The organism is Bacillus mexicanus, assembly GCF_050445615.1.
Taxonomy (GTDB): Bacteria; Bacillota; Bacilli; order Bacillales; family Bacillaceae; genus Bacillus; species Bacillus mexicanus.
Genome location: NZ_JBCEYV010000001.1, coordinates 266,920 through 279,880, shown reverse-complemented (window position 1 = coordinate 279,880; position 12,961 = coordinate 266,920). Strand labels below are relative to the sequence as shown.

The following is a 12,961-nucleotide window of genomic DNA, read 5'->3' as shown; positions in this document are numbered from 1 at the left end:
TCACCTTACTTCAATAGTTTTTGTAACGCTTTTTTCACATATTGGTCTGTTGAGAGCCCAATATCTTCTTTCAAGTGAGGAAGCACCTTTTTGATTTCTTTTTCAGCATATCCGAGAACCCTAAGGGCCTCAAGCGCTTCTTCGAGAGCCGTTTCTGCTGTTTGCTTTTCAAGTCTTTCTTCATGATTAAACAGATTTTCAATCATTTCAGGCACAACATCGGCAAGCTTTCCTTTTAAGTCAAGAATAATCTGGCGAGCGGTTTTCTTTCCGACACCGGGAAACTTGACCAAAAAGGCTTCATCCTCATTTTCAATCGCTTGGATGACAGCTCCCGGATCACCTGAGCCCAAAATGGCAAGCGCGCCTTTTGGCCCGATTCCGGTCACATTTAACAGCTTTGTAAAGAGCGCCTTCTCCTCTCTTGTTGAAAACCCATAGAGCGAAAAAGCATCCTCTCTGATATGATGGTACGTAAAAATCGTTTCTTGGTTTCTCTCCTTATATATAAATGGATTCGGCGTGAAGATCTGATAGCCAATCCCGCCGTTCTCAATCACAATATATTGGGGAGATACATAATCAATCGTCCCTTTAACAAATTCGATCACGCAAATTCACCTCTTTGACTGTTCTTCATTGTACCATAAAAACAGCCAAAGTCTTATAGAAAAGTTAACATACGTTCGCTTCTCTCTCATTCTTCCACTAAAAAAAGACATGAATACATGTCTTCGTTCAGCGGACATTACCCACTGTATGTCTTTATATGTTCTATCACATCCTCAAACTCCGCTTTTGTCCGGAATGGTATGCCTTTCAGCAGATTTTTTTGCATATGGCTCTCCAGTCTTTCTAAATCAATTTGAAAAAAAGACTGAACCGGTTCTCTCGCTGACTCAGGCTGGCCATGAAAAGTAGAAATCACTCCATTATCCGATACACCGATATACCCGTTCACCTTACTGAGCGGAGAAATATCGTCCATTTGCTTTCGGAATAGCACATATCCCTTTTTTTGTTCGACAAGCGTCCAGCCGGCATAAGCCGTCCAAAAATCCTCCATTGAAAGTACTTTTTCACGTTTATGCTCGATGCTGACATCGCCGTCCAAATACACCTTCTCAAGCTGCACATGCACCTGCAGCGGTTCATAGTGCTCCACTTTCGCCGCAAACAGGCGGGGAGGAGCACCTATTAGACATGCTGCGGCTGAGCAAAAAATGCCCAGTAAAAGATACGCCGTGCTGAATCGTTTCACCCTCTACACCTCTTTGCCATGTTTAAGACTAGTTTGACCAAAGAGGTTACTGCTTAACCGTTTTCTCAAAATTTGTTTGCATATTTTCCCTGACAAACCGTTCTTCTGTAAATACATCCTCGCTTTTCTCAGAAATCGTCAAGAATTGTGTCAGAAAAGCGCTGAAAAAATACAATGCCGCAAATATCCAAATCACACCTCCTGCACCGAGCGGGCCAATGAAAAGACTTACGATGCCCGGCGCGATAAATGCGCATAAACCAGATCCCAGGTTCAACACTGACATGGCAGCGCCTTTGTTATCAGGTGCGAGCGTCGGCAAAAGGGCGCTTAATGGCACGTAACCGGCCAATGACGCGCCGTAGCAGCAGGCGATAATCATCAGTACCCAATACTGATGCCCGATGAGCTGAGGCGTGTAATAAAGCGCCAGCGTGAAAATACCGCATCCGACACCGCCAAACCACATCACGGTATTGCGCCAGCCGAGTTTATCTCCGACTGCACCAAAAATAATATTAAACACAATATTCACAAAAAACAGCGTCCCCCATATTTGCAGCCATTCTGAAACAGAATATCCGTAACGCGCTAAGTATGTAGGAAGAAAGATCGCAAATCCAAATTGTCCTATGGCATTGATCGTCTTGACCACTCCGCCGATGCCGACTTTAGGGTTTTCGAACATAATGGTAAATGCCTTGGACAGCTCTTTCCATTTCGGCTGATCTTGTTTTTGTACTGGAGTAAATTTATCTTTATTTAAAAATAGAGCGAGGAATCCGCCTGCAGAGACAAACAGCAAAGCGCTCCAAAGTGTATGGATTTCTCCAAAGGCCGGAACTGCATAGCTGGAATAGAACGGACCGAGTACGTTAAGACCACACGTAAACATAAACCAAAACCAGCCAACGGCTTTTCCGAGAATTTGATGAGAGGTGCTGTATGACACCCATACGAGAAACGAGTATGCAAACAGCGGATAACCCAAACCTCTAAGTGCGTAGCTGCCTAAGAGAGCCGGGTAATGCATATGAGGAATCGCCCAGCCGATAAAAGCGACTGAACCAAGGATAAATGCAATCAAACCGATCGTCATCGTTTTTCTTGGCCCCCAAGTTTGAACAAATGTGCCTGAAAGCCAAGCCGAGATGGTGACAGCAATACCGTACATGGTAAATAACGATGCGGATTGCTGCATGCTGAGACCATGATCAACGAGAAAAGGAGAAAGCCAGCCTTGTTCGAGCCCATCCCCAATCATAAAGATGACAACGCCAATGTAACCCCAAACCATGTGAGAAGGAATTCCGATTTTGTTCAAAACATTCCCTTTACCATGTGCATGATTCATTTTCTCCACCGCCTACTTTTTTCTAAAGTATCAATGGAATTTTTATACCCAAGCTTTGTGAATTGTAATCCTATTTTTTTAAAAAGCGACTTTTTCAGTATGCTCAATACTGACAGGCATGCCAAAAGCAAGCGATTGCTGTGCCGCTCTGGCGATCCGTTCCGCCTGAAAACCGTCATTGCCAGTGCAGACAGTTTCCCGGTTTGTTCCGATCGCTTCTGCAAATCGAAGAATCTCTTCCTCATACGCATCTTCATAGCGTTCAAGGAAAAAGAAATGCGGTTTATCCTTCATCACAAAATCAGCAGTCGACACTTCGACCGTCGTCGGCCGGCTGTTGTCCGCCGCTGCGGAACCTTTTGTCCCGAAAACCTCGACCCGCTGGTCATATCCGTACACAGCTTGGCGGCTGTTGTCAATCACAGCCATAGCACCGTTTTCAAAAGTCAGTGTAATAACAGCCGTATCAATATCGCCCAGCTCTGAAAAAGAAGGATTCACTAAGGCCGCTCCTTTTGCATACACTTCCGTCACTTCGTCTCCCATAATATACCTGGCCATATCAAAATCATGGATTGACATATCCATAAACAAGCCGCCTGACGTACGGACATAATCCATATTCGGGGGGTCAGGATCACGCGACGTGATTTTTAATAAATGAGGCGTACCGATTTCACCATTTTCAACAATTGCTTTGACCTTCTTAAAATGAGGATCAAAACGGCGATTGAATCCGACTTGGAGTGCAACCCCGTGTCTGCGGACGGATGCAAGCGCTTCCTTTGTTTCGTCTAAAGAGAAACTGACAGGCTTTTCACAAAAAATATGCTTTTTCGCCTCCGCTGCTTCCCTTATCATTTGAGCATGTAGGGTAGTCGGCGAGCAAATCAAAACAGCGTCAATGTCCGGGTCATGCAATATATCCCGATAATCAGACGTTATGTATTCAATCTGATGTCTGTCTGCCCAGCTTTTGATACGGCTGGCCTGAAGATCAGAGACAGCTTTTATTTTTATATGAGGAATCCGGCATATATTTTGAACATGAAGTTTGCCGATGCGCCCCGCACCGATAATCCCAGTCACAATCTGTTTTGTCATGGCATGTTCCCCCTTAAATATTTACGAAAGCGCTTTATTTAAAATTAATACTATCCCATTTGTAAGCGCTTTTCAAGAATGGAAATCATCACTCTATATCTCTTTTATCATGATTCATGCTTATTGAGGCAGCCTTCTTCTTCTCGAAGACCAGACACACTAGAATTAGGCTCTTTTTCCTGAACAGTTTATGATTTTCCCATAAACAGCTGCATAAAATAGAGCAAAGAAGGTGAATGAAATGGTGACAAAAGCAGAGGCACTGGCCCATTCAGTCATATTCCGCAAGAACAGCAGATTTGATAAAGTGAAAGGAAAATCCGAGGAACTAACATTAATCGGCAAGGGAAGAAGCGCCTATGTGTTTGCCTTCACAGAAGCCGATCGAAAAATGGCGCTGAAAGTATTTTTTCCTGAACATCAAGCGACCGCAGTCAAAGAAGCCGCGATCTATAAAAAGTTGGCCGGATCCGCTTTCTATCCTGACATTTACGAAACTGGTGATTCATTTATTCTTATGGAATATATCAAAGGCGAAACCTTTTATAACTGTCTGAAGAAAGGTATTGCGATCAGTGATGACAAGATTCAGCAGGTTGAAGAAGCACTTTCTGCCGCCCGGGCAGCCGGTCTGAATCCGTCCGACATTCATTTGCGCAATCTGATTCTGACAGAAACTGGGGCGGTGCGGGTAATTGATGTTGCCAGATTTGAACAGACAAAAACGTGCACCCAGTGGGAAGATTTAAAATCAGCGTATCATGCACTCTACAAAAAACCGATATTCCCAAAAAAGATTCCGGGTTTTTGGCTGGAGATTATCGCATTGTTATATAAAAAAGATTGGTTTCAAAAGCGTGTCGCTCACTGGAAAAGAAAATATTCTTAAATCGAAAAGGCAGCCGCTTAAAGCGGCTGCCTTCTTCCATATATTTTACTTTTTGTGAGCAGAAATCAGTTTCATTTGTTCAGGCGACAGCTTAATTCGATAGCCTCTCACAGTTAAGTAGAGCGCTTCTGAGCCCTTATCACTGGAATGACAATATATTTTCTCCATTTCTGTCTCTCCTCACCCTTTATTTGTTTCCATCATACCACCGCTTTATTGAGGGAATTTTAAAGAAGTGTAAAGATAGTATGAACTTGATATGTCGTGAAATACGAAAAACGCATCGTAATCACTCGCAGCGTTTTTTCTTTTTCCCTTCCTCTCCTTATTGTTAATTACCGGGTCATATAATGTGACAAATCAATTGTAGAAATAGTTCGATTAACCCAAAATTCTTTTATACGTGTATTTTGAAGGGGAAGTGAGGAGGAAGTTTGATGGAAGATTTTGTTGCCCATTTGAACGCGGTCTTATGGAGCACCCCCGTCATTTATATTTTATTAGGAATTGGGTTCCTCTTTTCTATCATGACCCGTTTTTTACAAGTCAGACATTTGAAAGAAATGATTGTTCTGATGTTCAAAGGAAAGAGCTCTGAAGCCGGCGTTTCTTCTTTTCAAGCACTATCAATTGCGCTGTCCGGGCGAGTGGGAACAGGGAATATTGCAGGTGTGGCGACAGCAATTGCATTCGGCGGACCCGGTGCGGTGTTCTGGATGTGGGCAATTGCCTTTATCGGTGCGGCGAGCGCCTTTGTCGAGTCAACGCTTGCTCAAATTTACAAAGTAAAACAAGGCGGACAATATCGAGGCGGTCCGGCTTATTATATTGAAAAAGGCTTAGGGATTAAGTGGTTTGCCGTCTTATTTGCCGCTGCCGCTCTTATTGCCATGGCCCTTTTGATGCCGGGCGTACAGTCTAATTCCATTGCGGCCAGCGTCAAAAATGCATTCGGCATCTCTCCTGCCATTACAGGCTGCATTCTCATTTTATTATTAGGCTTTATCATCTTCGGCGGTGTCAAACGAATAGCCAGTGCTGCACAAATGATTGTTCCGTTTATGGCGATTGGATATATTCTGCTGTCTGTGATCATTATTAGCATGAATATTTCTGAATTGCCTGCTGTCATTTTATTGATTTTCAAAAGCGCTTTTGCTCTGGATTCCGCTTTTGGCGGCCTGATCGGCATGGCGATTTCTTGGGGAGTCAAACGAGGCATCTACTCAAACGAAGCCGGCCAGGGAACAGGCCCCCATCCAGCGGCCGCCACAGAGGTTTCCCATCCGGTTAAACAGGGGTTGGTTCAGGCATTTTCTGTTTATATTGACACATTATTTGTGTGTTCCGCTACAGCTTTTATGATCTTGTTTACGGGCATGTACAATACCCAGGCTGCAGATGGTTCCTTTATCGTTCATCAGCTGAAAGGCGTCGAAGCCGGGCCCGGTTTCACTCAAGCGGCCATTGACAATGTTCTCCCCGGATTCGGTGCGGGCTTTGTGGCTATCGCTTTATTCTTTTTCGCATTTACAACGATTATGGCGTATTACTACATCGCAGAAACCAATATCGTCTATTTAGCCCGAGGCAGAGAAAGCAAATGGGCAACACTTGGCTTAAAGCTGGTTATTTTAGCCGCGACGTTCTATGGAACTGTGAAAACTGCTACACTTGCTTGGGCATTAGGCGATGCTGGACTTGGCATTATGGTATGGCTGAACGTCATCGCGATTGTGCTGCTGGCCAAACCGGCGCTTCTCGCTTTAAAAGATTACGAGCGCCAAAAGAAACAGGGCTTAGACCCTGTATTTGATCCGAAAGCGCTGGGCATCAAAAACGCTGATTTCTGGGAGAAGGAATATATCCAGGAAAATGAGCGTGTCTCTTAAATATACAGAAAACCGGCCCGATATGACATCGTGCCGGTTTTTTTATGGGCGATAATTGGTATACACTTCTTGGACATCATCGTCATCCTCTAGACTGTCGATTAATTTTTCCAGCTTCTCAGCAGCCTGATCATCGGCATCTGTATAGGTTGCCGGAATCATGGTCACCTCTGCCGAAGAAATGGGATACTTCGATTCAATAGCTGCTTTGACGTCTTCAAAGCGCTCAGGCTCTGTTAATATCTCATATCGGTCTTCTACCGTCTGCAGTTCTTCTCCGCCTGCCTCCAGTACATCAAGCATAAGCTCATCTTCATCTATTTTCTGTTCTGTACGTTCGATTGCAATAAATCCCTTCCGTTCAAATAAAAAGGCTACACATCCGTTTTCTCCAAGACTTCCGCCATTTTTATTAAATGCTGTCCGCACGTTTGATGCCGTTCGATTTTTGTTATCTGTAACACATTCAACCATGACAGCAACACCAGATGGGCCATAGCCTTCATAGGTGATTTCTTCATAGCTGTTTCCATCTAGGCTTCCCGCCGCTTTTTTAATGGCTCGATCTATATTTTCATTCGGCATATTGGCGCCTTTTGCTTTTTCGATAACCAAACGCAAAGCAGAATTTGCTTCAGGATCAGCTCCGCCTTCTTTCGCCGCCACATAGATTTCTTTCGCAAGCTTCATAAATATTTTCCCGCGTTTTGCATCCTGGGCATTTTTTCTTTTTTGGATATTTTTCCATTTCGAATGTCCCGCCATGTTTTCACCTTCTTTTACATTTTCTATGTACACTTTAATGGGAATTGTTCGCTGATGCAATGAAAAAGGCTGCCGAAATCACACTTCCGGCAGCCTTTTCGTTCTAGCGGGCGTTCATTTTATGAAGTCTTTCGAACAGCCCTTTATCTGTAGATACTTGGACGTCGCGGCCATTCGCATAGTTGCGTGCCGCTTTTGTAACATTCTCTCTGTCAGACTTTGTAAAATCCGCGTGACTTCTTACTGCGATGACTACTCGATCATCCGTTACCATAACTTGTGTGTCATTGACGTTTTTCACTTGTTTCACACGGTTGGCAATTTTTGCAGCCAGTCTGCGGTTTTCTAGGTTGTCATACCCGTTGTTCCCCGCATTTTGGTTCATGTTACTGTTATTCGTGTTGTTATATGTTCCGTCAGTTGCCAGAGGAACGCGATCGTCCGCAGTAACACGATCACGATTATTCACATTCGTGGTATTTCGGTTATTGCCGTTTTGATCCTCCATTAATTCAGAAACCGGACCATCGTGGTCTACTCCGTCTCCCCGTCTGTCAGCGTCATTTTCATTTGTATAATACCCAATTGGTCGGGTATTGCCGTTATTGCGCGTATCATTCATAGCATTGTCGTTTGCTGTGCATGCAGTTAAGCCCGCTGTCATTAGAATCAAGCTTGCGATCGTCATTTTTTTACCCAATGGAAAAACCCCCCGTAGACGAATTGAGCATGTTTGCTCGTTTTTATCATGCACGCGTGCGGGGGATGTTAAGCGTGTCAGTTCTGTCCATTTGGCAGTTAACTGCTCCGAAATAAAAAAGGAACGATTTACATCGTTCCGAACAATTACTCATTTTCTTCTTCAGGCCGGCCAAACATTTGGTTTGCAGAGGGCTGATTCGCCATTGGCATAGAAACTCCGGCAGCATATGGATTCGGATTCACTCCGCCGTAAGGCATATTAGGGGTACCATAAGCTCCGAGTCCGGCATAGCCAGGTGCGGCGTAATGTGGCTGATGGTGATGGTGGTGATGATCATCGTCACAACCGCAATCGTCATGGTCTTTATACGGCATGTATCCTGGAGCCGCCGGCTGGTATGCTCCCATCACTTGAGGCGAGCCATAATGAGAGCCATGCGGCATATGTCCATACGGAGAGCCATAAGCCGGGGATGCGTATTGAGGCGCTCCGTAAGAGCCGTAATGTCCGTGATGCTGGTTTTCATATTCACCCGGATCATACTGAGGCGATACAAAACTTGGCTGATATCCATAAGGCTGGTACATTGGATAAGCCTGTGCCGGATAGTATGGATAGCATAATCCTGACCCTGGAAGAACCGGTGAGACAGGAACCGGACATGGCAAGGGACACGGCATGAAGTGAGCCGGATAGTGATAATATGGCAGAACAGCCGGCATATTCGGAACTGCGGGAAGAACGTTTTCTTCTTCCATGCCGCCTACCTCTGGCGCCTTTGGCATATTAGGCATATTCGGATAATTTGCATTTTCCATATTACTCATAGCCTCCTGTTGTGGAAATTGGTCTTGGTTTTGCATGTGATACACATGATCCATATTTCCGTCATGATGTTTTTTCGGCTCCTCCGGTTTAGGAGGCGACCAAGGCTGGAAAAGCTGGTTCATATCATAATAATCGTTCACATCAGCTTCAGGATACACATTTTCCTGCAAATTAGGCATTGGCGGGACATACGGCACAGACTTCTTTGCTTTCGGCTTTGTGTCTTCTACGTCGACAACGGATTTAGGCTTCTCTTTCGCATATGGATGATCTTGCTTCACATTCCCTGCCGCCGGACTTTTTCCCGCTTTCGGCTCTTTTCTGACCGGTACACCTTCAGACGGCACTTTTATTTTCATTCCAGGCATGATTAAGTCTGGATTGCTGAGCTGTGTATTAAGCTTCTTCACTTCCTCAAGATCAACTCCATACTTTTCAGCTATTTTCAAGAGCGAATCGCCTTTTTGAACGATGTGGATTTTCAACGTTTTCCCCTCCTATGCAAAACGTGAACAGTTCAGCTGTCATTACATTGTGTTTCTTCACAACATATGTCTGAAATAAAGAAGTTATGAATACAGGAAGGGAAATATTTCTGATTTACGTAATCGAAAGCATTCGATTCAAAGCAAGGAGGGCATCTTGCTGAATGACTTTTGGCACCTTGATCACGCCTGAAGGTTTACCTTTTTCTATTTGTTCCAAAGACCACAGCAAATGCGGCAAATCAATGCGATTCATTGTCAGACACGGACACATGTCAGGGTTGAGTGATTCGATTTGTTTATCAGGATGGTCGTGAATGATCCGCTGAACAAGATTCATTTCTGTTCCGATTGCCCACTTGCTTCCCGCCGGGGCGTGGTTGATTGTATCAATAATATATGTCGTTGATCCGCTGTTGTCACTAAGCGTCACAACTTCATGTGAACACTCCGGATGCACAATGACTCGAATGTCAGGGTCACGCTCTCTCACATTATGGATATTATCCGCGGTGAATTTTTCGTGGACGGAGCAATGTCCTTTCCACAAAATCACTTTCACATTCTTATGCTCAGATGCAGCCGCCAATTCATCTTTTATCGGATCCCACACAGCCATATCCTTAAGCGCAATGCCCAAATCATAAGCCGTATTTCTCCCTAAATGCTGATCAGGCAAAAATAAAATTCGTTTTTTCTGTGTAAATGCCCATTCAAGCACTTTTTTCGCATTTGAAGAAGTTACAGTCGCTCCGCCATGCTTACCGACGAAAGCCTTGATCTCCGCAGTGGAGTTCACATACGTTAAAGGTATGATTGTATCTCCGAATATATGCTGAAGCTTCTCCCACGCCCTATTGGTCTGCTGCATGTCTGCCATGTCCGCCATAGAACACCCTGCTCTCATATCAGGCAGAATGACCATTTGTTCCTTACATGTCAGCATATCAGCGGTCTCAGCCATAAAGTGTACGCCGCAAAAAACAATATAATCCGCTTTTTTATTTTCTTCGGCAATTTGGGCCAGCTGCAGGGAATCGCCTGTTTGGTCAGCAAATTGTATGACTTCGTCTTTTTGATAATGATGACCTGGGATAAAAAGCCTGCTGCCGAACTTTTTCTTGATAGCGGCAACGCGTGTTTCCATGTCCTTTCTTGATATTCTTTTATAACCTTCTGGCATCATCTTATTCGATTGTTTTATCACATCAAGAATTGACATCGCGACACCCCTCCATAGAATCATTTGATAATCCAGCAACCATACTGATATCTAAACTTTTGACGGAATGAGTCAGAAATCCTAATGAAATATAATTCACACCTGTCCCTTTAAAAGCAGGCAAAGCTTCTAACGTAATTCCGCCTGAAGCTTCAGTTTTTATATGGTTTGGTGTGAGATTTGCAAAATGGCGGACCGTATCAGGCGGGCAGTTGTCAAACATAATAACATCTGCTCCTGCTTCAATTGCTTCCCGCAGCTGTTCTTCGGTTTCAACTTCGACCTCGATTTTTACCATATGCCCTGCGGCATGACGCGCTTTCTTACACGCCTCTAAAATAGAGCCGCATGCTGCGATATGATTGTCTTTAATCATGATGCCGTCATACAAGCCGAATCGATGATTATACCCGCCTCCCGCTCTGACAGCGTATTTTTCCAGCATTCTCAGCCCCGGTGTTGTTTTTCTCGTATCACAAATGTTAATCTGTTCATCATCAAGCCGCCGAACAGCCTCCCTTGTCAGCGTCGCAATTCCTGACAGCCTTTGAATAAGATTTAATACGACCCGCTCTCCTGAAAGCAGTGCTGTCGCAGGACCGTGTAATACGGCAATTACTTCACCTTTTCGCAACCTGTCTCCATCTTTTTTATGTAAAATGCTTCGAACATTTTCATCTAATAAGGCAAAGCCTTCTTTTATCACTGCAGCTCCGGCAAAGATGCCGTCTGACTTTGCCACAATCTCCGCTTCACAGCTATGTACGCCAAAGATAGACTGCGACGTAATGTCCCCTGTCCCTATATCCTCAAGAAAAAAGCGATTCAGTAATTTTTTTAGCTGTAAATGATTCATTTCTCCAACTCCCCTCTTTTTTTCTGATTTTTATTCCCTTTTTTGTATGGACAATTTGTCTTCCTTGCCAGCGCATATCTGCTTGAGGAAAATCGGTACGGAAGTGAGCTCCTCTGCTTTCCTCCCGCAAAAGCGCAGAAAATGTCATCAGCTTTGCGGTTTGCCATAAATGAGAAAGCTCCAGCTGGGGTATTGTGATATCCTTTACATTCACTTCTTGAGAAGGCAGCATATGAAGCCATTTGTTCAGTTCAATCAGACTGTCTTTTTCCCGTAAGATCGACATATGGCATGCCATTTTGGTTTGCAATTCATTTACCGCTATATTCGGCACCTGATAGATGGCATTGGTTTCCGGTTCTGATTGATAGTGCCTGTTATAAACCGGTTTTTGTCTTATATGCTCTGCTGCTCTTTTTCCAAACACCAGCGCCTCCAACAAGGAATTGCTCGCAAGCCGATTGGCTCCGTGTAAACCAGTACATGTGGTCTCGCCAATTGCATAGAGTCCCGGCACTGTCGTTTCCCCCCAGCGATTCACTGAAACACCTCCCATCAAAAAGTGCATTCCCGGTGCCACTGGAATTTTTCCGCTTTGGATATCAACTCCTGCTTTTTCACAAATAGCAGTAATAGTGGGGAAACGCCCTTCAAAATCAGAAATTGCCCTGCAGTCGATATAAACGCGATTTCCTTTTGACATTTCTTCATGAATAACCCGAGCAACGATATCCCTTGGAGCCAAGTCACCTAAAGGATGGCGTCCAGCCATAATCCGGCTGCCTTTTTCGTCAATTAAATATCCGCCTTCCCCTCTGACAGCTTCTGAAACGAGCCCATAGGAAACACCATTTTTCACAAGCAATGTCGGGTGAAACTGGGTAAACTCTAAATCCGTTAATTCCGCTCCGGCCCGGTAAGCTAGAGAGAGGCCGTCACCTGTGACAGATGGATCGTTCGTATGATGAAGAAACAGACTCCCGCATCCGCCGGCCGCCAGCACCACTTCATCCGCATGCCTCACCTTGACTTGCCCCCTGCTGTCTTTTGTCATGACACCGATACAGCGCCCATTCTCAACAAGCAAATCGGCTGCTGTTTCATGCTCGATTAATTCGATTTTACTGTGAACCTGTCTGAGCAAATAATCAACAAGCAGTCTGCCTGTTGCATCTCCGCCTGCATGAAAAATACGGTTGTATGAGTGGGCGCCTTCCCTGCCAAGGCAAACATCACCTTGTTCATTGCAGTCGAATGGAAATCCGCTCTCCACTAGATTTTGAATCATGTTTTTCCCATCATGTAAAACGTCTCCTGCAATAGCTTGATCATTATGTCCGCAGCCTGCATATAACGTATCCTCCAAATGGGATGCAATCGTGTCACCTTTTGCAAAAGCCGCAGCAATCCCCCCTTGTGCATAGACAGAATTGCTGTTTTTAGCGCTTTTTTTTGTGATGACAGTTACTTCGTATGCGGACGGAAAAGCAGACGCTAAGGAAAGTGCTGCTGCCCCTGAACCGATGACTGCAATCGTCTTTTTAGACATATGCCGACCTCCCGTTGTTTACACCTGTCTTGACACATATATTTACACAAGAG

Annotated in this window: 13 protein-coding genes; 2 read left to right on the top strand and 11 right to left on the bottom strand. The window is 44.6% G+C overall.

All coding sequences use genetic code 11. The annotated features are described in order from the left end of the window. Window positions 1-5 precede the first annotated feature (5 nt). The 4 genes from ruvA to iolG all read right to left on the bottom strand — a co-directional run bounded on the left by ruvA (window position 6) and on the right by iolG (window position 3,719). Window positions 6-611: a Holliday junction branch migration protein RuvA gene (gene ruvA, locus AAGG74_RS01500; protein WP_162102256.1), complete on the bottom strand. Its 606-nt coding sequence runs from the start codon at window positions 609-611 to the stop codon at window positions 6-8. 137 nt (window positions 612-748) lie between these two features. Then, window positions 749-1,261 (bottom strand): BofC C-terminal domain-containing protein, encoded by a 513-nt coding sequence (locus AAGG74_RS01495; protein WP_429674340.1) that lies wholly within the window; start codon window positions 1,259-1,261, stop codon window positions 749-751. 46 nt (window positions 1,262-1,307) lie between these two features. Beyond that, complete coding sequence (locus tag AAGG74_RS01490; RefSeq protein ID WP_162102254.1) at window positions 1,308-2,615, bottom strand: MFS transporter; 1,308 nt, start codon at window positions 2,613-2,615, stop codon at window positions 1,308-1,310. Between the two features lie 78 nt (window positions 2,616-2,693). Then, on the bottom strand, window positions 2,694-3,719 hold the full coding sequence (gene iolG / locus AAGG74_RS01485) for an inositol 2-dehydrogenase (RefSeq protein WP_429674339.1): 1,026 nt from the start codon (window positions 3,717-3,719) through the stop codon (window positions 2,694-2,696). Window positions 3,720-3,960: 241 nt separating this feature from the next. Between iolG and AAGG74_RS01480 the strand changes: the two genes are divergently transcribed. Next, entirely contained in the window at window positions 3,961-4,608 is a 648-nt protein-coding gene (locus AAGG74_RS01480; protein WP_429674338.1) for a phosphotransferase, read from the top strand. Between the two features lie 45 nt (window positions 4,609-4,653). Here AAGG74_RS01480 and AAGG74_RS01475 read toward each other — a convergent pair whose 3' ends face one another. Then, window positions 4,654-4,776, bottom strand: coding sequence for a hypothetical protein (locus tag AAGG74_RS01475; protein WP_429674337.1), 123 nt, complete (start codon window positions 4,774-4,776; stop codon window positions 4,654-4,656). Window positions 4,777-5,045: 269 nt separating this feature from the next. Here AAGG74_RS01475 and AAGG74_RS01470 point away from each other — a divergent pair, with 269 nt between their 5' ends. Beyond that, window positions 5,046-6,500 carry an alanine/glycine:cation symporter family protein gene (locus AAGG74_RS01470; protein WP_429674336.1) on the top strand — a complete coding sequence of 485 codons (1,455 nt, stop codon included), beginning with the start codon at window positions 5,046-5,048 and terminating at the stop codon, window positions 6,498-6,500. Window positions 6,501-6,542: 42 nt separating this feature from the next. On the opposite strand, the gene AAGG74_RS01465 is transcribed toward AAGG74_RS01470, so the two are convergent. From AAGG74_RS01465 to nadB, 6 genes are all read right to left on the bottom strand, one after another. Next, window positions 6,543-7,265: a YebC/PmpR family DNA-binding transcriptional regulator gene (locus tag AAGG74_RS01465; protein WP_429675219.1), complete on the bottom strand. Its 723-nt coding sequence runs from the start codon at window positions 7,263-7,265 to the stop codon at window positions 6,543-6,545. Window positions 7,266-7,368: 103 nt separating this feature from the next. Beyond that, the gene (locus AAGG74_RS01460; protein WP_429674335.1) at window positions 7,369-7,965 is read right to left on the bottom strand and encodes a YhcN/YlaJ family sporulation lipoprotein; all 597 of its coding nucleotides are present in this window, start codon (window positions 7,963-7,965) and stop codon (window positions 7,369-7,371) included. A 146-nt stretch (window positions 7,966-8,111) separates the two neighbouring features. Next, window positions 8,112-9,281: a spore coat assembly protein SafA gene (gene safA, locus AAGG74_RS01455; protein WP_162102247.1), complete on the bottom strand. Its 1,170-nt coding sequence runs from the start codon at window positions 9,279-9,281 to the stop codon at window positions 8,112-8,114. A 115-nt stretch (window positions 9,282-9,396) separates the two neighbouring features. Next, on the bottom strand, window positions 9,397-10,503 hold the full coding sequence (gene nadA / locus AAGG74_RS01450) for a quinolinate synthase NadA (protein WP_429674334.1): 1,107 nt from the start codon (window positions 10,501-10,503) through the stop codon (window positions 9,397-9,399). Then, entirely contained in the window at window positions 10,490-11,359 is an 870-nt protein-coding gene (gene nadC, locus AAGG74_RS01445) for a carboxylating nicotinate-nucleotide diphosphorylase (RefSeq protein WP_429674333.1), read from the bottom strand. The genes nadA and nadC overlap by 14 nt, the downstream gene beginning before the upstream one ends. Then, window positions 11,313-12,908 carry an L-aspartate oxidase gene (gene nadB, locus AAGG74_RS01440; protein ID WP_429674331.1) on the bottom strand — a complete coding sequence of 532 codons (1,596 nt, stop codon included), beginning with the start codon at window positions 12,906-12,908 and terminating at the stop codon, window positions 11,313-11,315. The genes nadC and nadB overlap by 47 nt, the downstream gene beginning before the upstream one ends. Window positions 12,909-12,961 lie beyond the last annotated feature (53 nt).

Excerpts from the sequence above, each read along its gene's own strand:
- AAGG74_RS01490 (WP_162102254.1), bottom strand. The coding sequence starts at position 2,615 with ATGAATCATGCACATGGTAAAGGGAATGTTTTGAACAAAATCGGAATT.
- iolG (WP_429674339.1), bottom strand. The coding sequence starts at position 3,719 with ATGACAAAACAGATTGTGACTGGGATTATCGGTGCGGGGCGCATCGGC.
- AAGG74_RS01480 (WP_429674338.1), top strand. The coding sequence starts at position 3,961 with ATGGTGACAAAAGCAGAGGCACTGGCCCATTCAGTCATATTCCGCAAG.
- AAGG74_RS01475 (WP_429674337.1), bottom strand. The coding sequence starts at position 4,776 with ATGGAGAAAATATATTGTCATTCCAGTGATAAGGGCTCAGAAGCGCTC.
- AAGG74_RS01470 (WP_429674336.1), top strand. The coding sequence starts at position 5,046 with ATGGAAGATTTTGTTGCCCATTTGAACGCGGTCTTATGGAGCACCCCC.
- AAGG74_RS01465 (WP_429675219.1), bottom strand. The coding sequence starts at position 7,265 with ATGGCGGGACATTCGAAATGGAAAAATATCCAAAAAAGAAAAAATGCC.
- nadA (WP_429674334.1), bottom strand. The coding sequence starts at position 10,503 with ATGTCAATTCTTGATGTGATAAAACAATCGAATAAGATGATGCCAGAA.
- nadC (WP_429674333.1), bottom strand. The coding sequence starts at position 11,359 with ATGAATCATTTACAGCTAAAAAAATTACTGAATCGCTTTTTTCTTGAG.
- nadB (WP_429674331.1), bottom strand. The coding sequence starts at position 12,908 with ATGTCTAAAAAGACGATTGCAGTCATCGGTTCAGGGGCAGCAGCACTT.